This window comes from Microcella putealis (genome assembly GCF_004216575.1).
Taxonomy (GTDB): domain Bacteria; phylum Actinomycetota; class Actinomycetes; order Actinomycetales; family Microbacteriaceae; genus Microcella; species Microcella putealis.
In genome coordinates this window covers 351,992-371,435 of the sequence record NZ_SGWW01000001.1, presented here as the reverse complement: position 1 = coordinate 371,435, position 19,444 = coordinate 351,992, and the positions used below count along the sequence as shown (strand labels likewise).

At 69.2% G+C, this 19,444-nt stretch carries 16 protein-coding genes and 1 pseudogene; 13 read left to right on the top strand and 4 right to left on the bottom strand.

Features of this window, described 5'->3' with window-relative positions:
* Positions 1-39: 39 nt before the first annotated feature.
* The 6 genes and pseudogenes from EV141_RS01805 to EV141_RS01780 all read left to right on the top strand — a co-directional run bounded on the left by EV141_RS01805 (position 40) and on the right by EV141_RS01780 (position 8,211).
* On the top strand, positions 40-1,008 hold the full coding sequence (locus tag EV141_RS01805) for an AAA family ATPase (protein WP_130484260.1): 969 nt from the start codon (positions 40-42) through the stop codon (positions 1,006-1,008).
* Positions 1,005-2,384 carry a DUF58 domain-containing protein gene (locus tag EV141_RS01800; protein WP_130484259.1) on the top strand — a complete coding sequence of 460 codons (1,380 nt, stop codon included), beginning with the start codon at positions 1,005-1,007 and terminating at the stop codon, positions 2,382-2,384. The genes EV141_RS01805 and EV141_RS01800 overlap by 4 nt, the downstream gene beginning before the upstream one ends.
* A complete protein-coding gene (locus tag EV141_RS01795) occupies positions 2,381-4,711 on the top strand; it encodes a transglutaminaseTgpA domain-containing protein (RefSeq protein ID WP_130484258.1) in 2,331 nt (776 codons plus the stop codon). Before EV141_RS01800 ends, EV141_RS01795 begins: the two co-directional genes overlap by 4 nt.
* Positions 4,708-4,917: pseudogene (locus tag EV141_RS12480) on the top strand (double zinc ribbon domain-containing protein); the annotation flags it as partial. The gene EV141_RS01795 and the pseudogene EV141_RS12480, both read left to right, overlap by 4 nt.
* A gap of 126 nt (positions 4,918-5,043) precedes the next feature.
* Positions 5,044-5,514 (top strand): FHA domain-containing protein, encoded by a 471-nt coding sequence (locus EV141_RS12395; RefSeq protein ID WP_157985479.1) that lies wholly within the window; start codon positions 5,044-5,046, stop codon positions 5,512-5,514.
* Positions 5,515-5,604: 90 nt separating this feature from the next.
* Positions 5,605-8,211: an FtsK/SpoIIIE domain-containing protein gene (locus EV141_RS01780; RefSeq protein WP_157985478.1), complete on the top strand. Its 2,607-nt coding sequence runs from the start codon at positions 5,605-5,607 to the stop codon at positions 8,209-8,211.
* Positions 8,212-8,249: 38 nt separating this feature from the next.
* On the opposite strand, the gene ald is transcribed toward EV141_RS01780, so the two are convergent.
* Positions 8,250-9,365, bottom strand: a complete 1,116-nt coding sequence (ald, locus tag EV141_RS01775; protein WP_130484254.1) for an alanine dehydrogenase — start codon at positions 9,363-9,365, stop codon at positions 8,250-8,252.
* A 256-nt stretch (positions 9,366-9,621) separates the two neighbouring features.
* Here ald and EV141_RS01770 point away from each other — a divergent pair, with 256 nt between their 5' ends.
* The 4 genes from EV141_RS01770 to EV141_RS01755 are packed head-to-tail and all read left to right on the top strand — an operon-like array spanning position 9,622 to position 13,805.
* Positions 9,622-10,827, top strand: a complete 1,206-nt coding sequence (locus EV141_RS01770) for an ABC transporter substrate-binding protein (protein ID WP_130484253.1) — start codon at positions 9,622-9,624, stop codon at positions 10,825-10,827.
* A gap of 45 nt (positions 10,828-10,872) precedes the next feature.
* A complete protein-coding gene (locus EV141_RS01765; protein ID WP_130484252.1) occupies positions 10,873-12,096 on the top strand; it encodes an ABC transporter ATP-binding protein in 1,224 nt (407 codons plus the stop codon).
* A gap of 3 nt (positions 12,097-12,099) precedes the next feature.
* The gene (locus tag EV141_RS01760; protein WP_130484251.1) at positions 12,100-13,014 is read left to right on the top strand and encodes an ABC transporter permease; all 915 of its coding nucleotides are present in this window, start codon (positions 12,100-12,102) and stop codon (positions 13,012-13,014) included.
* Positions 13,015-13,070: 56 nt separating this feature from the next.
* Positions 13,071-13,805 (top strand): ABC transporter permease, encoded by a 735-nt coding sequence (locus EV141_RS01755; protein ID WP_130484833.1) that lies wholly within the window; start codon positions 13,071-13,073, stop codon positions 13,803-13,805.
* A gap of 33 nt (positions 13,806-13,838) precedes the next feature.
* Here EV141_RS01755 and EV141_RS01750 read toward each other — a convergent pair whose 3' ends face one another.
* Positions 13,839-14,852, bottom strand: a complete 1,014-nt coding sequence (locus tag EV141_RS01750; protein ID WP_130484250.1) for an asparaginase — start codon at positions 14,850-14,852, stop codon at positions 13,839-13,841.
* A gap of 49 nt (positions 14,853-14,901) precedes the next feature.
* Here EV141_RS01750 and EV141_RS01745 point away from each other — a divergent pair, with 49 nt between their 5' ends.
* From EV141_RS01745 to dxr, 3 genes are all read left to right on the top strand, one after another.
* Entirely contained in the window at positions 14,902-15,372 is a 471-nt protein-coding gene (locus EV141_RS01745) for an OsmC family protein (protein WP_130484249.1), read from the top strand.
* Between the two features lie 101 nt (positions 15,373-15,473).
* Entirely contained in the window at positions 15,474-16,466 is a 993-nt protein-coding gene (locus EV141_RS01740) for an FKBP-type peptidyl-prolyl cis-trans isomerase (RefSeq protein WP_130484248.1), read from the top strand.
* A gap of 42 nt (positions 16,467-16,508) precedes the next feature.
* Positions 16,509-17,585 (top strand): 1-deoxy-D-xylulose-5-phosphate reductoisomerase, encoded by a 1,077-nt coding sequence (gene dxr / locus EV141_RS01735; RefSeq protein WP_130484247.1) that lies wholly within the window; start codon positions 16,509-16,511, stop codon positions 17,583-17,585.
* Here the strand turns inward: dxr and EV141_RS01730 are convergent.
* Positions 17,582-18,094 carry a hypothetical protein gene (locus EV141_RS01730; protein ID WP_130484246.1) on the bottom strand — a complete coding sequence of 171 codons (513 nt, stop codon included), beginning with the start codon at positions 18,092-18,094 and terminating at the stop codon, positions 17,582-17,584. The two genes, dxr and EV141_RS01730, sit on opposite strands and share 4 nt — an antisense overlap.
* The gene (locus EV141_RS01725; RefSeq protein ID WP_130484245.1) at positions 18,091-19,413 is read right to left on the bottom strand and encodes a serine/threonine-protein kinase; all 1,323 of its coding nucleotides are present in this window, start codon (positions 19,411-19,413) and stop codon (positions 18,091-18,093) included. Before EV141_RS01725 ends, EV141_RS01730 begins: the two co-directional genes overlap by 4 nt.
* Positions 19,414-19,444 lie beyond the last annotated feature (31 nt).

Genomic DNA, 19,444 nt, shown 5'->3' with positions numbered 1-19,444 from the left:
CTGTGCAGCCTCGACACTCGCCAACGAAAGGTTTCCGTCATGACGATGACCCCCGAGCAGGCACGCTGGTTCGCCGACATCGCCGACCGGATTGTGGCGAACGTCGAGACCGTGCTTCTCGGGAAGGCCTACGTCGTGCGTCTCGGCCTCACGGCGATGCTCAGCGAGGGTCACCTGCTGCTCGAGGATGTCCCGGGGACGGGCAAAACCTCGCTCGCGCGGGCCCTCGCCGAAAGCGTGCGGGGCACCACGCAACGCGTGCAATTCACGCCCGATCTGCTGCCCGGCGACATCACCGGCATTACGGTGTACGACCAGCGCTCGGGCGAGTTCACCTTTCACCCGGGGCCCGTCTTCGCCACCATCGTGCTGGCCGACGAAATCAACCGCGCAAGCCCCAAAACGCAGTCGGCGCTGCTGGAGGTGATGGAGGAGGGCTACGTCACCGTTGACGGTATTCGTCACCCTGTCGAGGCGCCGTTCCTCGTGATCGCCACCCAAAACCCCATCGAGCAGGCGGGCACGTACCGCTTGCCGGAGGCGCAGCTCGACCGCTTCTTGATTCGCACCGCGATCGGCTACCCCGATCATGGGTCGACCGTGCGCATCCTCTCGGGCGCGGCGAGTCCGCGCGCGGCTGTGCTCGACGCTGTCGTCGAACTCGAAACGGTGCGCGACATGATTGACGCAGCACGCAGCGTTCACGTTGACCCGGTGATCAGTGACTACGTTGCTCGGCTGGTCGAGGCGACGCGGGAGCACGCGGATGTGCGGCTCGGTGCCAGTGTGCGTGGCGCACTCGCGCTCGTGCGGTGCGCGAAGACCTTCGCGGCTCTCGATGGCCGGCACTACGTTGTTCCGGACGACGTCAAGGCCCTCGCTGAGCCCGTGCTCGCCCACCGACTCGTGCTCGACCCCGAGGCTGAATTTGATGGTGTCACCCCGTCGGCCGTCATCGCGCAGGTCGTGCTCGAGACCGCACCTCCGAGCGATCGGGTCGCCGTGTGACCACCACCGGGCCGGGCCGCACGCAGAGTACGCGCGATCACGGTGAGACAACCGTCGGCACCGGCGTCACCACCGCGCGCACCCGCATCGTCGGCGGACGCACCGGACTCTCGGCCGACCTCGTCGTCGGAACGGTCCGCGCCGGCACCGCGCTGGGGCGCGCCGTGCGCCGGGCCTGGGATGCCGCATCGACCGTCATCACACCGCTCGGGTGGACCGTCATCGTTGTCGCGCCGCTCGCCCTGGCCGTGGGCTACGTGCTCGGCTGGTCAGAACTGATCGTGGCCGGCACGATGGGCATCGCGCTGACCCTCGTTGCGGTCGCCTACCTGATTGGGCGCATCCGATTGCGTTTCCGCCTCGTGCCCCCACCGGTTCGTGTCGCGGTCGGTGACCCTGCCGAGGCGCGGCTGGTCGTCGACAACCCGACCGCTCGTCGCTCGTTCGGGACAGTTGTTGACCTCCCGGTCGGCGAGCGCATCCTGCCGATCGCCGTTCCGGGGGTGCCGCCAGGTGGCCGCGTCGAGCCGACCATTGCTCTGCCCACCGACCGCCGCGGCCGCCTCACGGTCGGACCGGTGCGCACCGTCAGAGCCGACCCGGTCGGAATCGTTCGGCGTGAGCACCAGTGGGCTGACGCCGCCCAGTTCATCGTGCACCCCGCCACCATCGACGTGCCGTCAACGTCGACGGGGCTCATTCGTGATCTGGAGGGACAGCCGACCCGCGACCTCACGACCAGCGATCTGGCCTTCCACGCCCTGCGGGAGTACCGCGCGGGCGACGATCGTCGCCATATTCACTGGAAGTCGAGCGCCAAGACCGGCACCTTCATGGTGCGGCAGTTTGAGCAAACCCGACGCAGCACCATGCTGCTGGTGCTCAGCATCGCGAGCGTCGACTTCGGCTCAGACGCCGAGTTCGAGCTGGCCGTGAGTGCCGCGGGCAGCCTGGGCGCACGCGCCATTCGCGATGCCCGCGATCTGTCGGTCTTCGTGAGCGCCATCACGCCCGAATTCGCCAAACGCGCGGTTGTGGCCGTGCGCCCGCTTCCGACACTCACCCCCAATCGACTGCTCGACGAACTGGCGGTCGTCGAGCACGGCCCCGCAGCGCTCGGCCTCGTTGACGCGGCCCGGCTCGCTGCCGACGCGGTGTCGGGGGTCTCGGTGGCGATGCTCGTCGTGGGGTCGACCGTTGCTCCGCGACGGCTGCGGACGGCGGCGGCGGCCTTCCCCGCCGCGGTCGAGGTGCTCGTGGTGCAGTGCGACCCGACCGTGGTTCCCGGCCGTCGTCGCCTCGCCGGTATCACCGTCGTCACGATCGGCTCGCTCGGCGACCTGCGGCGGGCCATGCGCGGAGCGGATGACGCATGAGCGCCACCCGCCCGCCCCGCGCACCTCGAGCCCGCGCGCTTCCGCGTCCGGCCGTCCTGACGAGCATCCTGATCTTCTCCCTAGCCGCGTGGGCGGTGATCGCTGTCGCATGGTGGCCCGTCTACCGCGACGACGCGTTCGTGATCATGGCCGCGGTGGTAATACCCGTCGGATGCGCGCTCGCGGTCACCGCATCGGCGCTGCGGTGGCCAGCGTGGGGGCTCATGCTCGCCGTGACGGCGGCCATCGCGGTGCTGGGCGTGCCGCTCGCCGTGCCCGATCGCACCGTCTATGGGGTGCTGCCCGAGCCGGACGGCCTCACGGAACTTGCGGCGGCGATCGCTTTTGGCTGGCGCCGTCTCGTCACGATCGACCTTCCGGTTGGCGATTACCAGTCCCTGCTCGTTCCCGCCTTCGTCACCCTCCTTGTCGGCGCCTCAGCGACGGTCGCCATCGCGCTGCGCGCCCGGCGCCGCGCGCTCGCGGTCGCGATCCCGGCAATCAGCTACCCGCTGGTACTCGCTCTCGGTCCTGACGAGGTGCGCTGGCCCATCAGCACGACCCTCGGGCTTCTTCTCGTGCTGCTGCTCTGGTTGGCGGTGTGGCGTCGCCATGAACGTGCTGACGCGCTCGCCGGCAGTGCTGATCGCGGGCGCGGCGGCGCGGTTCGGCAGTTCGTGGCGGCCGCGACCATCGTGCTCGTAGCCGGTGGTACAGGGGCCGGCCTAATCGCCGTTTTGCCCCCGCCGGATGATCGCATTGTGGTCCGCTCGGTCGTCGAGCAGCCCTTCAACCCGTTAGACGCGCCGAGCCCGCTCGGTGCCTACCGCGCATCCTTCATCCCGGCGGTCGCTGACGAGACGGCGATCGTCGTGGAGGGACGTGCCGAGGGTGACCGCGTGCGCGTTGCTGTTCTCGACAGCTACGACGGTGTTGTCTTTGCCGTCGGCAGCGACAGCGTCGACAGCGCATCGGGGCGGTTTGCGCGCGTTCCCGCGCGACGCGATGTCGCGCAGGAGGAGCAGCGTCGTCGCGTCGACATCACGCTCGCTCGCAGTTTTGGCCCCTGGTTGCCGACGATCGGCGAACTCGTCGACATTCGAGTGGCGGGAGACGACGGGGCGAGTGTGCGCGACCGTGTTGCGCACAATGACGTGACCGACAGCGCCGTGGTCGTGGGCGGGGCCGAGGAGGGACTCACGTACGCACTCGATTTCGTGACGGACACCACCGGCGGCGCCGAGCTCAGCGTGCTGACGCCGGGCGCCCAGCCCGTTCCGGCGATCGTCGCGGTGCCGGAAACCCTGGGCGACTGGCTCGCCGACACTACGGCGGGTCTCGACGCGCCCGGCGAGCGGCTCGAGGCCGTCATCGATCGCCTGGCCGCCGACGGCTACCTCTCGCACGGCGTCGACGACGACGAGCCACCCAGCAGGCCGGGCCACTCGCTCGAGCGTTTGGATGCGCTGCTGGGCGAGCCCGCGCTGGTCGGTGACGCGGAACAGTTCGCGGCGGTTGCGGCGCTCGCGGCGCGCGAGCTGGGGTTCCCGTCGCGCATCGTGCTGGGCTTCGTCGACAGCCAGCGAGACGACGGGGGAGTCCCGCCGAGCGATCCCGACGCGTTCCGCGAGCGGGACCTCACCGCGTGGGTCGAAGTCGGGACCGCCCGTGCGGGCTGGGTTCCGATCGACGTAGTGCCGCCGCGGCGCGACGTGCCGCCCCCGGAGTCGAATGAGACAACGCCGGTGACGCGTCCGCAGCCGGCGGTGCAGCCCCCGCTCGAAGACGTGCCGCCGCCTGATGAGCAGGCGCCGCCTGACATCGAACTCGACGAGCAGCCGCCGAGCGGACTCGACCCGCTGCTCCTGCTCGTTCTCCAGATCGTGGGCGGGATGCTCGCACTCGTCGCGCTTCTCGCCGCGCCCATCCTCGTGATCGTCGCGCGAAAAGCGGCGAGGCGTCGACGCCGTCGTCGCGCGCGCGACCCGGCCACGCGTATCCTGGCCGGATGGATGCAGGCGACCGACGATGCGGTCGACCAGGGAATCGAGCTTCCACCCACGGGAACCCGCCGCGAGCGCGCCCTCGCGAGCGGACGGGCGCCGATGCTCGTCCTCGCGCGTGTCGCGGACCGCGCGGTCTACGCGCCCGACGAGCCCAGCGCCGACGACGCGGGGCGGGTCTGGGCGGCCGTGGACGGTGCGCGCGACGCATTCCGGGCGGGGGCGACGCGCAGCGAGCGTCTGCGCGCCGCCGTATCCACGCGCTCGCTGCGTCGATATCCTGACCGGGTCCGGCGTCGTCGCCGGAGGAAGGCGCAGTCATGACCTGCGAGCACTGCGGAGCACCCCTCGCGCCCGTCGCACAGTTTTGCGGGCGCTGCGGCCGTTCCGTGGCGGTGGCGGCTGCGCCGCCGGCGATCGTTCCGCCCCCGACGGCGAGCACGGGTACGAGTGCTGCTCCGGGGCCAGTCGCCGAGCTGCTGCCGTGCGTGGTGTGCGGCACCCGCCCCCACCCAGATGACCGATTCTGCGGCGAATGCGGTGCGTCGCTCAGCACGCCCGTCGCGCCGGAACCCGCGTTGCCGGAACCCGCGTTGCCGGAACCCGTCGCGGCGGAACCCACGACGCCGGAACCGGCCCTCCCCGCACTAGCCCCCGTGGGATTTGGATTTTTCCCCCTCCCGCGCGAGGGCGGCTCGGAGGTGACGAGCGCTCCGGCAGATGCGCGGCAGGTGCCATCGCCCGAGTCGGCACCGGAGCCGGTCGCCGCGCGTGGGGGGGACGCGGTGCCGAGCCCCGAGCGGCGCCCTGTTGTCCTGCAGTTCAGCACGGGCGACAGCGTGACGGTTCTGGGGTCTGGGCTGCTCGGCCGAAATCCTCGACCGGAGCCGGATGAAGTCGTCGACCACGTCGTGATCGTGTCTGACCCGACGCGCTCGGTGTCGAAAACCCACCTCGAGTTCGGCTTCGACGGCGACGCGTTCTGGGTGAGTGATCGGCACTCTGGCAACGGAACGGTTGTGCGCGAGCCGGGTCAGCTGCCGCGCTACTGTGAGCCAGGTCGGCGCTACCACGTGGCGCGTGGCACCCGAGTCGACATGGGCGACCAGTTCGTCATCATCGGCTGACCGCTCCTCCCCATCGGCCCGTCAACCTCGCCGTCCGCGGGCACCACGGGCGGGGCGGGTCGAGGGCACATTGTCTGGTGCACTGCGCGGGTGACGTTGCGCCTGCCTGAGCCTCCTCCCGAGCGTCCGCGCCCGCCGTTTCCGGTCATCGCGGTGATCGCACCGCTCGTGGCGGCCGTGGTGATCGGGCTCATCATCCGATCGCCGTACGTGCTCGTCTTTGCCGCTCTCAGCCCCATCATCGCCATTGCGTCGAGCATTGAGAGTCGTCGAACAGCCCGACGCGATTCGCGCCGCGACAGCGAGAGATTCGCTCGCGAGTGCGCGACATTCCTCGAGCAGCTCGAGCAGTCGCACGCGGACGAAAGCCTGCACGCGTTCGTGGCCGCACACGCATCAGACGACGCGTTGGTCGTGGGTGCGGCACCCGGGCCGAGCGGCGTCCTCCGTGACGCGCCGCCACCGGTCACCGATGCGGTCGGCGCACGGCGCGCGCAGTTGGCGTCTCTTGCCGCGACGAATCCGCGGATGCCCGTCACCGTCCCGCGGGCACCGCTCGTCATCGTCGGCTCGGGTCCAATCGCCGAACGACTGCGCGAGTGGTGTACGGAAGAGATTGGTCAGGCCGAGCCACCGCAACGAGGTGTGACGACCGTGACGGTGTCGCAGCTTGCGCACCTCACCATCGAGACGGCCGACGGCACCCGGCACACCGCAGACGCGGTGTTGCCGTTCGCCGCTGAATACCGCGCCCACCGCTCCCGTCAGGCGGCCGCCATGCCGCCAATGCACTGCACGTTCGCTGAGTTGCCGGTCAGCAACGGCCCCAGCCTGCCCATCGGCCGGACCGCGGATGGCCCCTTTCACCTCGATGTCGTGGCCGAGGGTCCGCACATCGTCGTGGGCGGCGCCTCGGGCAGCGGTAAGAGCGAGTTTCTGCGCGCTCTGTCGCTCGCTGCAGCTCGTCGGGCCGAACATTGGCGGGTGCTGTTCGTCGATTTCAAGGGCGGCGCAACCTTCTCTGATCTGCACGCCCTGCCCACCTCTGTCGGGCTGATCACCGACCTCGACGCAGCACTGGCCGACCGGGCGTTGGGCAGCCTACGGGCCGAAATTCGCCGGCGGGAGACCGTGCTCGCCGCGAGTCACGCGCGCGACATCGCCGACATGCCATCAGAGCTCACGCGCTTGCTCATCGTGGTCGACGAGTACGCGGCGCTCCTGCAGAACCACCCCGAGCTGACTCCGGTTTTCGCCGATTTGTCGGCGCGCGGGCGATCGCTCGGTATGCATCTGGTGTTGTGCACTCAGCGCCCGGGCGGTGTTGTGCACGATCAGATCACGGTGAATTGCGGTATCCGCGTGCTGTTTCGCACAACAGATGGGGCGGACGCTCGCGCACTGCTCGGTCAGCCCGTCGTCGGTCTCGATAAAGCGCCGCGCGGGCGGGCGGTGGTGATGCGCGACGGAGCGGTGCACGCGGTGCAGACCGCGCTCGTCGCCGACGCGGACATCGCCGCGGTCGGAGAGCAAACGAGGCGCTACCTCTCCGATCAGGCCGACACCTCATCGCCGTGGTCGGAGCCCCTTCCCGTGTCGATCAGTCGCGACGACCCGGCGGCCGTCGCGACCTGCGGCAGCGGCCCCGACGACGATGAGCTCGTATGGGGACTCGTGGACGACGTTGCGTCTCAACGCTGGGCGCCCGCCCTCTGGCGCCCGGCCCGCGATGGAATGCTCGGGATTACGGGCTGCCCTGGCAGCGGCCGCAGTACAGCGTTGGCCAGTGTGGCGGCTGCGGGGCGCGCGGCAGGGTGGGCGGTCGTGAAGGTTCCCGACAACCTGGTCGACGCTGTCCACACGCTTGAACGACTTGACTCTGCGTGCGCCCCCGACGCTCGCCCTCTGGTCGTGATCGATGGGCTCGGTGCGATGCTCGAGACAGCGCCGCACGATCACGCTGCGACGCTGCTCGCGCGCCTCGATGATGCGGCTCGCGGCGTGCGCGAACGCCGCGGGGCAATCGCCGTCGATCTCGGTACGGCCTCGTCATCGGCACGGTGGGCGAGCGGTCGCGTTGGTGCCCGCCTCGCGTTGCGCGCCCTCGACGCCGATGACCACGCGGCGGCTGGCGCACCGCGCGGTCATCACGATGTCCGCCTCCCCGCTGGTCGCGGGTGGTGGCACGGCAGCGTGGTGCAGGTGTTCAGCGCAAGCCCCCGAGCGCTCGCCACGACCACCGCGATCGTGGCGTCCCCGGCAGCGCCCCATTCCCCGTGGATGGGTGAACCCGTCTCGGTGCCCGTTCGGTCACCGCTCGATAGCCCGGGCGTGCTCGCGGTCGTCTCAAGCCGCCCCCACCAGGTGTTGTCCGCGCTCGCCTCCGTGGCCGCCGATCGGCCCGTGGTTGCTCTCGACCCCGGGCGTGCGGTCGCGCCCCACACCGAGACAGGGATCATCGTCGGTCACCCCGACGACTGGCAGCGAGCGTGGGGGCTCTTCGCCGAACTGCGGCGAACCGCGCTCATCGTTCTCGATGCGCTCGATGCCGCAGACGCTCGGGCCCTCCTCGGGGCGCGCATCGAGGCGCCTCCGATCGCACGGGGAGAGGTCTGGCTCGTCGACCCCGGTCAAGCAACCTCGCCGCGGCTTGAGCGCGGTCGTTGGCCGAGTCTCACGCCACCTGAACCCTCGTGAGAGTGACGCCTCGCACCAGTGAGTGCGTCGCGAGCCGGTTACGCCAGCGCGTCAGCGAGAGACATCGACGCGAGCCCGTGAGCCTCACCGACCGCCGCGTTTGTTGCCTCGCCCGCGTGTGTGTTGAGTCCCAGAGCAAGGGCGGCGTCGGCGCGCAGCGCGGCCTGCCATCCGTGGTTCGCGATGGCGCGGACGTAGGGGAGAGTGGCGTTCGTCAGCGCGTACGTGGACGTCGCGGGCACCGCACCCGGCATGTTGGCGACGCAGTAGAAGATGCTGTCGTGCACCGTGAAGGTCGGCTCGGCGTGCGTCGTGGGGCGCGTGTCCGCGAAGCAACCGCCCTGGTCGACCGCGATGTCCACCAACACGCTGCCAGGCTTCATGCGTGAGACGAGCTCGTTGCTCACGAGCTTCGGGGCCTTGGCTCCCGGCACGAGCACCGAACCGATGGCGAGGTCGGCGGCCACGACGGCCTTATCGATCTCGTAGCCGTTTGACGCGATGGTCTTCACGCGGCCGGCGTACAGAGCGTCCAGTTCGCGCAGTCGCTGCAGGTTCGTGTCGAGCACGGTGACATCGGCGCCGAGGCCCACGGCCATCGCCACGGCGTTCGTGCCGGCAACGCCGCCGCCCAGAACAACAACGTTCGCCGGGTGTGTTCCCGGCACGCCAGGAACAAGCAGCCCCTGCCCGCCGTTCGGTCGCATCATCGCGTTGGCGCCGACGATGACGGACAGGCGCCCGGCAACCTCGCTCATGGGGGCCAGAAGCGGGAGCGCGCGGCTGGGGAGCTGAACCGTCTCGTAGGCGATGGCGGTCACACGTGCCTCAAGCAGTGCGCGGGTGAGCGCCTCTTCTGCTGCCAAGTGCAGGTAGGTGAAGAGCACAAGGTCGTCGCGGAAGTAGCCGTACTCGGAGGCGATCGGTTCCTTCACCTTCAGCAACAGCTCGGCCTCGCCCCAGGCGGTCGCGGCGTCCGGAACGATCTGCGCTCCCTGCGCCGCGTAGGCCTCGTCGGGAATAGACGACCCGGTGCCAGCACTGGATTGCACGAGCACCTCGTGTCCGTTGGCGACGAGATCGTGCACGCCCGCGGGCGTAATCGCGACGCGGAACTCGTTGTTCTTGACCTCGGCAGGGACGGCGATTCTCATCGGAACTCCTCATCAGGGGTGCGGATGCGCGCGGGAACGCCGAGGCGCCACGCCGCGCTGCGGCACCACTGTAGCGCTGTTTGACGATGGATTCCGCACCCATTTTCGCCTGGAAGTGCTGATTTCGTGAAATTTATGTTTCAGAATGGACGAATCGAGCATGACGGGGTGCGATACGCGTAGCCCGTGTGTCAGTATCAGTCTCACCACAGCCGCCAGGACAGTGACGTACCTGAACGACCAAAGGAGCAGCGCCATGAACCGTCCGCTTCCCGAAGACCCGATGGTCCGCCGTTTGATTGCGCAGGCCAAACGGGCCCAGTTGAGTCGCCGAACGATGCTCGCGGGCACCGGCGCCGGAGCCACGGCGCTTGCCCTTGCCGCTTGCTCGACCGGTGGTGGAGCGGTCGAGGCCGCCGAGGACATCTCCGAGTCGGACCCGACGATCAACTGGGCGAACTGGCCCTTCTACATCGACGAGGACGAAGAGGGCGGCTACCCGACCCTCGAGGCCTTCCAGGAGCAGACCGGCATCACGGTCAACTACAACATCACGGTTGACGACAACAACTCCTACTACGCCACGGTGCGCGACCAGCTCGCGCTCGGCCAAGACATCGGGGCCGACACGGTCTGCCTCACCGACTGGATGGTTGCCCGCTGGATCCAGCTCGGCTATACGCAGGAGCTCAACAAGGACAACATCCCGAACGCGGCCAACCTGTCGCCCGACCTCCAGAACCCCGAATTCGACCCGGGTCGCCGCTTCTCGCTGCCCTGGCAGGGTGGCTTCGCCGGCATCGCCTGGAACACCGAGCAGGTGGGCGAACTGCGCAGCGTCGACGACCTCTGGTCGTCTGAGCTCACGGGTCGCGTCGGCGTGCTGTCGGAGATGCGCGACACGATCGGCCTGATCATGCTGAACAACGGCGTCGACATTTCGGGCGACTTCAGCGCTGACGAGTTCAACGCCGCGCTCGACATCTTCCGCGAGCAGGTCACGGGCGGACAGATCCGCAACGTTCGCGGCAACGCCTACACCGAGGACCTCGTCAACGAGGACACCCTGGCCGCGATCGCGTGGTCGGGTGACATCACGCTGCTGAACTTCGAAGCGGGCTACGAGAAGTGGAAGTTCGCGATCCCCGAGGCCGGCGGCACGCTCTGGGCTGACAACTTCCTCGTTCCCATCGGCTCGCCGCGCAAGGCCAACGTGGAACAGCTCATCAACTACTACTACGAGCCGGAGGTGGCCGCCGAGGTCGCCGCGTGGGTGAACTACATCACGCCCGTCGAGGGAGCACGCGAGGCGATGGAGGCCATCGACCCCGAGCTCGCCGAGAACCAGCTCATCTTCCCGAACGAGGAGACGCTCGCGAACACGGCAATCTTCCGCGGCCTTACCGCCCAGGAGGAAAACGAGTTCCAGGCCGCCTTCCAGTCGGTGCTGCTCGGCGCGTAGCGCCGGCAGTCGCCGCCCGATCATCACCCCAAGGAGCACACCACGGTGTCGAACAGTGCTGTTTCGCCCCGAGAGTTCGCGGAAGCGGGTGCCGACCTCGAACTCGTCGGCATCACGAAGCGCTTCCCCGGATTCACGGCCATCGACGATCTGGATCTCACGATCCCGGCCGGTTCATTTTTCGCCCTCCTCGGCCCGTCCGGCTGCGGCAAGACGACGACCCTGCGCCTCATCGCGGGGCTCGAGGAACCGACCGACGGACGGATTCTGATCGGCGGCAAGGACGTGACAGACACCAAGGCGTACCAGCGCCCGGTCAACACGGTGTTTCAGAGCTACGCACTGTTCCCGCACATGACGATCATCGAGAACGTCGCGTTCGGGCTCAAGCGTCGCGGGGTGAAGGACGCCCAGAAGCTGGCGCACGCGGCGCTCCAGCTGGTCGAGCTCGACCACGTGTCAAGTCGACGCCCGTCGCAACTCTCGGGTGGGCAGCAGCAGCGCGTAGCGCTTGCGCGCGCGGTCGTCAACCGACCCGCGCTGCTGCTGCTCGACGAGCCCCTCGGGGCCCTCGACCTGAAACTGCGGCGTCAGATGCAGGTTGAGCTGAAGGACATCCAGTCGGAGGTGGGACTGACCTTCCTGCACGTCACCCACGACCAGGAGGAGGCCATGACCATGGCCGACACCGTCGCCGTGATGAACAAGGGCAAGATCGAGCAGATGGGTGCTCCTCAAGAGCTGTACGAGCTGCCGCGCACGGCGTTCGTGGCCACCTTCCTCGGTCAGTCGAATCTCTTCACTGGCGAGGTCGTGTCGTCTAACGCCGAGAGCGTCACGGTCGACAGTCAGGGTGCGCCCATTGTGGTCCCGAAAGACCGCGCCGCGCGCCACAGCGGCACGATCACGGTGGGCGTGCGGCCCGAAAAGGTGACCCTGTCAACAGGCGCTGTTGCCGAGTCGGCCGGCACGAACATCCTGGGCCCCGGCCGGATCACCGATGTGTCGTTCAGCGGTGTGAGCACGCAATACGAGATCGCGCTCCCCGGGCACTCGACGATCACGGTGTTCGAGCAGAACACGAGCATCTCGCGCATGCACCGAGACGGCGACGAAGTGTGGCTGAGCTGGTCGGCAGAGCACACCTTCGGGCTCGCTGACGAGGGCGATGTCGAACATGACGCGCCGCGCTTTGTGGACGACACCCCCACGACGTCGATCGCGACGCGCCGCCGCGCGCAGCTCAAGGCGGAGCTCGAGGAGGGCTAACGCATGGCCTTCACCGCGTTCTCCGCCGCCGAGCAGAAGGTCGATGAGTCAGCGCGTAAGCGTTCGCCGATCGCGCTCTTCCTTCTGCTTCCCGGCGTCCTCTTCCTTGTCCTCTTCTTCGTCACGCCCCTGATCTCGCTGGTCTTGACCAGCCTGCAAGAGCCCGTGCCCGGCGGTTTCTTCGGTGAGTATCGTCAGGCTCTCAACTGGCAGAACTACGTCTTCGTGCTCGAGACCTACGGTGTGCAGGCGGCTCGAGCGTTCGGTTACGCGGCGCTCGCGAGCCTGTTCGCGCTGCTGATCGGGTTCCCCCTCGCGTATTTCATCGGCATCACCCTGCGCCGCTTCCCGCTGCTGCAGGCACTCGCCCTGGTGCTCGTCATCGCCCCGTTCTTCATCTCGTTCCTGCTGCGCACCCTCGCCTGGAAGCAGATTTTCGCGATTGAAGGCCCCGTGGCGGGCCTGGCCAACGCGATCGGACTCCTCGGCCCTGGCGAGTCGATTACGGGAACCGCCTTTTCGGTGGTGTTCGGTCTGACGTACAACTTCATTCCGTTCATGACGCTGCCGATCTACGCGACGTTGGAGCGTCTCGACCTGCGTCTCGTTGAGGCGGGTGGCGATCTGTATGCCAATCCGGCGACCGTCTTCCGCACCGTGACGCTGCCGCTCGCGGCGCCCGGGGTGATCTCGGGCACGCTACTGACGTTCATCCCCGCGTCGGGCGACTACATCAACGCCTCCCGCGACTTCCTCGGCTCGACCGAGACGGCGATGATCGGCACGGTCATCGAGGCGAACTTCCTCGTCTTGCAGAACTACCCGGCCGCGGCCGCTCTGTCGATCGTGCTGATGGCCGTGATTTTGGTGCTGGTTGCCATCTACGTGAAGCGCAGCGGGACGGAGGATCTGCTGTGAGAGGCTTCGGAAAGTACGCGATCTGGGTCTACTCGGGGATCGCTCTCGTCTTTCTGATGATCCCGATCGTCTACACGATCGTGTTCTCGTTCAATGACTCGCGACGCACGAACATCATCTGGCGCGGTTTCACCTTCGACAACTGGCTGAACGTCTGCGACGCACAAGACGTGTGTCAGGCCTTCGGCAACTCGATCCTGATCGCGGTGTCGGCGACCTTCATCGCCACCGTGCTGGGCACGATGATCGCGATCGCGCTCGTGCGGTACCGGTTCCGGTTCCGCAACACGACGACGCTGCTGATCTTCCTGCCGCTGACCACGCCCGAGGTTGTCTTGGGTGCGGGTCTTGCCGCGCAGTTCCTGCAGGCGGGCGTGCCGAAGGGGCTGGGCACGGTCATCATCGCGCACGCCCTGTTCTGCATCAGCTTCGTGATCGTCACGGTTCGGGCCCGCGTTGCGGGGCTCGACCCGGCGCTCGAGGAGGCCGGTCGCGACCTGTACGGCTCGCCGCAGCAGGTGTTCTGGCGGGTCACCTTCCCGCTGCTGCTGCCCGGCATCATCGCGGCGGCGCTGCTGTCGTTCGCGCTCAGCTTCGACGACTTCATCATCACGAACTTCAACCGTGGTGCCGAGGTCACGTTCCCGAGCTTCATCTACACGGCGGCCGCCCGCGGCATCCCTGCCGAGGCGAACGTCATTGCCTCTGCCGTATTCCTGTTGGCGATCCTGCTCGTGATCATCGCGCAGGTCGGGGCGGCCATTCGCCGCCGTCAGCGGGCCAACGCCTAAGCGGCAGCTACATCACTCGGCGCGCGGGCGTCGTCACGCGGTCACGATCAGACCGCCGACGACGTCCGCGCCGCCGGTGATGACGGGGTCGAGTTCTGCGCGCAGCTGCGCGACGACAGCCGGGTCGACGGCGCCCACGCGGCTCAGCAGCTCGAGCGCGACAGGGGTCGTGGCGCGCATCCCGCCATCGAGCACCTTCACCGCAACAGCGATGCCGCCGGGCAGGCCGATGACGACGAGGCCTTCGGCGCCGATCTTGGCGATTCCGCCGAGCGCCTCGATGACGCGAGTGTTGGCCCGGCCTTGGCCATCAATCGCCCACGGCTCGGCCGCCACAGCCCGCATGAGCTGCGCGGCCTCCGGACTTTCGGCCGACGCGACGCGCGCGATCGCCCTCGCCAGGGCAGCGAGGGAGGCGGCGTGCATCGGGGCTCCGCACCCGTCAACGCCCGTGTGCCTGATCGCTTCGCCGAGCATCCGTTCGATCGTGGCCGTGATGCGGCGTTGCAGGGGATGCGCGGGGTCGAGATAACGGGACGGCTCGGCGCTCGCATCGCCCGCCGCTCGAAGCGCGTCAGCCGCGCGGAGGAACCCTGCGTGTTTGCCCGAGCAGTTCATCGCCAGTGGCGCGGGGCCGAGCCCCGACGCGCGCCTGGCCGCGCGCTCCGCGGCACCGAGCGGCCAGTCGGCCGGGCACTGCAGGGCGTCGGGGGAGTGGCCGTCGGCGGCCAACATGCGCTCGACCACGGCGAGGTGGTCGGGCGATCCGCAGTGGCTGGCGGTCGCGAGGACCAGCTCGTCGTCGGCAAACGTGGCGCCCGCCTCCAGCAGGGCGATGGCCTGCAGCGGTTTGAGCGTCGACCGCGGAAAGATCGTGGCGTCGACATCGCCGACGGTCAGCAGACGCTCACCCGTCGCCGTGACCACGGCGGCCGCCCCCATGTGGCGTGACTCGATGACGCCCGAGCGTTCGATCACGGCGAGCTCGGCGCAGCCTGCCACATCGAGTGGTTCGAGAGAGGGCGACGCGGTTACGGGCTCATTCATGATGAAATCGAGCGTACTGCCGCGCCGCGGCGGTCAGAGGGGGAGACGCATGCGCGAGCACGGCTACGCCGTCACCGTGACCTGGACGGGGGATCGGGGCGAGGGCACCGCGTCGTACCGGTCTTATGGGCGCGACCACAGCATCCGGGCGGACGGGAAGCGTCACGCGATTGACGGGTCGTCCGACCGCACTTTTCACGGTGACGCCGATCGCTGGAACCCGGAAGAGTTGGTGATCGCGGCGCTCGCCCAGTGCCACATGCTCAGCTACCTGCACGTCGCCGCCGACGCCGGCGTCGTGGTCACCGGCTACGTTGACGCAGCCTCGGGCACGCTGGAAACCCGCGCCGATAGCTCGGGAGCCCTGGTCGAGGCGGTCCTGCGACCGGTCGTCACGATCGCCGCGGGCTCACCCGAGGTGGCTGACGCCTTGCACGCGCGCGCCGCCGAGCTGTGTTTCATCGCGAACTCGGTCGCGTTTCCCGTGCGGCACGAGCCGCGCACGGTGCTCGCGGGCTGACCCAGTGGGCGGCGGGCGATCTGCCCGTGGAGCAGTTTCCAACGCGGCGGTGGCAGACTGGGAGCTTCCGTGCCCGCCGCCGAACCCCGTAGAGGACACCCGTGCGCCGTTTCCCGCTAGTTTCCAGCCTCGTGGCCGCCGGCCTGCTCGTCGGGCTCGCCGCGTGCACGCCGCAGGCCGACGAGACCGCCCCGGATGACGCGTCACAGCCCACCGCGTCGGAGTGCGCCACCGCGGGCCCCTCAAGCGACGCGGTGAGCGTCACCGGCGAGTTCGGCAGCGCGCCGACCGTCGACGTCACCGACACCCTGGCGCCCGAGACGACCGAGGTCACCGTGCTGTCGGAGGGTGAGGGCGAGGAGGTCGCCGAGGGCGACGTCGTCGACCTGTCGTACGCGATTCTGAACGGCGACTCGGGCGAAGAGATTGAATCGACGTTCACGGGCGAGCAGACCGTTCAGCTTCTCGTCGACTCGGCATCCCCCGTGCTCGCCGGCCTGTCGAAGGCCATCGCCTGCGCGACGGAGGGAAGCCGCGTCGTCGGCGTCATCCCGCCGGTCGACGCGTTCGGTGAGGCGGGCGCTCCTGACTTCGGCCTCGAGGCCGACCAGCCGCTCGTGTTTGTCGCCGACATCGTGCGCATCCTCCCCGAGCCGCTCGCACGGGCCGAGGGCGACGCGCAGGACGCGCCGGAGGGCTTCCCGACCGTTGAGCTCGACGAGAACGGCGCCCCGACCATCACCATCCCCGACGCCGCGCCTCCGGCCGAGTACCAGGAGGCCGTGCTGATTCAGGGCGACGGCGACGAGGTCTCCGAGACCGCGACGGTCACCGTGCACTACACCGGCATCAACTGGAACACCGGCGAGGTCTTCGACTCGAGCTGGGAGCGCGGCCAGCCCGCGCAGTTCCCGACGGGTGGCGTGATCCCGGGCTTCCGTGACGCGCTGGTCGGCTCGAGCGTCGGCTCGCAGATCATCGCCGTCATTCCGCCGGAGCTCGGCTACGGCCCGCAGGGCGGCACGCCCGACGGCGGCATCGGCCCTGACGACACGATTGTCTTCGTCGTCGACATCCTCGGCACGGCCGGCTAGTCCCGGTCAGGATGCTCGGTGCCGGTCGGGCAGGATGGTCCCATGCGTGACGTGATCATTCTCGGCTCGACCGGTTCCATCGGCGTGCAGGCGCTCGAGGTGGTCGCCGCGAACGCCGACCGTTTTCGTGTCGTCGGCCTCGCTGCCGGCCGTAACCGCGAGCTTGTCCAGCAGCAGGCCGCCGCGGTCGGCGTCGAGCATGTCGCGCTCGGTGCGGAGGAAGCCGCACAACTCGTGCGCTCGGTCGCGTGCGACGTGGTGCTGAACGGCATCACCGGCTCCGTCGGCCTCGCCCCCACTCTCGCCGCCCTCGAGGAGGGGCGCACGCTGGCGCTCGCGAATAAAGAGAGCCTGATCGTCGGGGGTTCCCTCGTGACCGAGCGCGCGCATCCCGGGCAAATCGTGCCGGTTGACAGCGAGCACTCGGCCATCGCGCAGGCCCTGCTCGCGGGCGAGGCGCACGAGGTGCGCCGACTCGTGCTCACGGCGAGCGGCGGGCCCTTTCGCGGCCGCACGCGTGAGTCGCTGCGTGGTGTGACGCCGACGGAGGCGCTGGCGCACCCCACGTGGGACATGGGGCGGGTCATCACCACCAACTCGTCGACCCTCGTCAACAAGGGGCTCGAGGTCATCGAGGCGCACCTGCTTTTTGACGTGCCCTACGAGCGCATCGACGTAACGGTCCACCCGCAGTCGATCGTGCACTCAATGGTCGAGTTCGTCGACGGCTCGACGATCGCGCAGTGCTCGCCGCCCGACATGCGGCTGCCGATCTCGCTCGGCCTTGACTGGCCGCACCGGGTCGCGGGGGTGGGCGCCCCCCTCGACTGGACGAGCGCGAGCACCTGGACCTTTGAGCCGCTCGATGACGACGCGTTCCCGGCTGTGCGGCTCGCCAAGCGCGTCGGCGAGGCCGGTGCGACCTACCCGGCCGTGTTTAATGCCGCCAACGAGCAGGCGGTGCACGCGTTCCATGACGGCCGAATTGGCTACCTCGACATTCTCGACACGGTCGAGAGGGTCGTTGAGCGACACGACGCGCACCCGATGACGCTCGACGGCGTGCTCGAGGCCGAGCTGTGGGCGCGTCGGGAAGCCGACGCGCTTATCGCGTCTTAGTCGCCGTCGTCGTCACGGCCACGGCCGCCGCGACCCTCACCACCGCGGTTATCGTTGCCGCGCTGCTCGCGCTCGGCGGCTTCCTGCTGCTCCGCGGCCTGGCGCGCCTCCTCGGCGGCCCGCGCGGCCTCTTCGGCGGCCCGCGCGGCCTCTTCGGCGGCCAGACGTTCCGCTTCGGCCTGTTCGACCGCGGCGATTTCGGCGTCGAGGGACGCGGTCACGAGCACGATCGCGGCGAGGATGCTGTCGAGCCGCTCGGCGGTGATGAGGCCGCGCGCGTGCGCGTCGCGCGCGTCTGCCTCCAATTCGAGAAGGCCCGTGCGCGCCACGTCGTAGGCGCCTTCCGCGCTCGCGGTCGTCACATCGAGCACCTGTTGTTGCAATTGCTCGGCCGTGTCAGGGTCATACGCGGGCGCGTTCGCGCAGCCGCCGAGTAACAGGGCTGCTGCGACGACAGCGCCGATGACAGTGCGTCGGCGAGCCGGGCCCACTGCTGTGCGCGCGCTCACGGTGCCACGCTCCGCTGCAGTCTCTCGAGCTGTTCGCCCAGCCCGCCCTCGACGGCCGGGTAGCTGACGCCCTCACCGGCGCCCTCGGCACCGGCGGGCTGGGTGAGCGCGGCGAGGGTCGCGAACCCCGCAAATCCGACCACGAAGAGCACGATCATCGCGGCGGCAATCAGCGCGCCGCGCGCGAGTCGGCGCGGGGGACGCGCGGAGGCGTCGGGCGGGGCGAGAACGCTCGGGTCGGGCACGGCTGGCAATACGCGCGTGGCGCCGTCCGTGTCGTGGTGCTCCCGACCCTTGCCTCCGGCGGGGGACGGCAGGGGTGTGGTGGCAGCCGTCGGGGCGGCACTGTCGAGGGCCGCCGTCGCGTCCGGTGCGGATGAGTCGTCGTCGCCCGCGCCGAGGCCCGCGGTCGTGACGACCGCGACCGGCGCCGTCGCGGCATCCTCAATGGGCATCGCGGGCACCTCGGCGAGCACGCGCAGTTCGCGCGCGACGTCGAGCGCACTCGGCCGTTCGTCGGGCTCGCGGACGGTCATCCGCCCAATGAGGGACGCCCAGCCGACGTGCAGATCGGTCGGCAGGTTCGGGTCGCGGCTCACTCGGGCCGCGGCCGCCTCAATGCCGGTTCCGTCGAACGCGCGTCTCCCCGTGAGGGCCTCCAGCAGCACGAGACCGAGCGAATACACGTCGCTCGGAGGCCCGACCTGTGAGCCGAGAGCCTGCTCGGGGCTCAAATAGTGCACGGTGCCCAGCACGGCGCCCGTACCGGTCTTACCGTCGGCGTCAATGAGCCGGGCGATGCCGAAGTCGACCAGTTTCGCGCGCGGAGCGGTTTCGCCCTCAGCGGTGAGCGGAACGAGGATGTTGCCCGGCTTCACGTCGCGGTGAATGATGCCGCGATCGTGGATGTAGGCGAGCCCCTCGGCGATCGTGGCGCCGATGACTGCCACCTGGTCGCTCGGCATGCGCCCGTCCTCGAGCATGCGGCCAAGGTCGTCGCCGTCCACGAGCTCGAGCACGAGCGCTGCGCCGCCCGGCACGGGGACATCGTTGACCGCATCAAACAGGGTGACGAGGGCGGGATGGTTGAGCGAGGCGAGCAGGTCGACCTCGTCGCGGTGCCGGCTCATACCGTCGCCCGCGGCCAACTCCGCGCGAAAAACCTTGAGCGCAACGGGGCGCCCGAGCTGCAGATCGGTCGACGCGTAGACGCTCGACATACCCCCCGTGCCGATTTCGGCGTCGATGCGATAGCGGTCGCCGAGCACGCTGCCGGGAGCGAGGTCAGGACCGGCGACGTGATCGGACGTGGCGGTCATGAGACGCCATGGTACTCACCGTTACAGTGAC

Bases quoted from the DNA above. Each gene is read 5' to 3' on its own strand.
- EV141_RS01805 (WP_130484260.1), top strand. From the start codon at position 40: ATGACGATGACCCCCGAGCAGGCACGCTGGTTCGCCGACATCGCCGAC.
- EV141_RS01795 (WP_130484258.1), top strand. From the start codon at position 2,381: ATGAGCGCCACCCGCCCGCCCCGCGCACCTCGAGCCCGCGCGCTTCCG.
- ald (WP_130484254.1), bottom strand. From the start codon at position 9,365: ATGAGAATCGCCGTCCCTGCCGAGGTCAAGAACAACGAGTTCCGCGTC.
- EV141_RS01770 (WP_130484253.1), top strand. From the start codon at position 9,622: ATGAACCGTCCGCTTCCCGAAGACCCGATGGTCCGCCGTTTGATTGCG.
- EV141_RS01760 (WP_130484251.1), top strand. From the start codon at position 12,100: ATGGCCTTCACCGCGTTCTCCGCCGCCGAGCAGAAGGTCGATGAGTCA.
- EV141_RS01755 (WP_130484833.1), top strand. From the start codon at position 13,071: ATGATCCCGATCGTCTACACGATCGTGTTCTCGTTCAATGACTCGCGA.
- EV141_RS01750 (WP_130484250.1), bottom strand. From the start codon at position 14,852: ATGAATGAGCCCGTAACCGCGTCGCCCTCTCTCGAACCACTCGATGTG.
- EV141_RS01745 (WP_130484249.1), top strand. From the start codon at position 14,902: ATGCGCGAGCACGGCTACGCCGTCACCGTGACCTGGACGGGGGATCGG.
- dxr (WP_130484247.1), top strand. From the start codon at position 16,509: ATGCGTGACGTGATCATTCTCGGCTCGACCGGTTCCATCGGCGTGCAG.
- EV141_RS01725 (WP_130484245.1), bottom strand. From the start codon at position 19,413: ATGACCGCCACGTCCGATCACGTCGCCGGTCCTGACCTCGCTCCCGGC.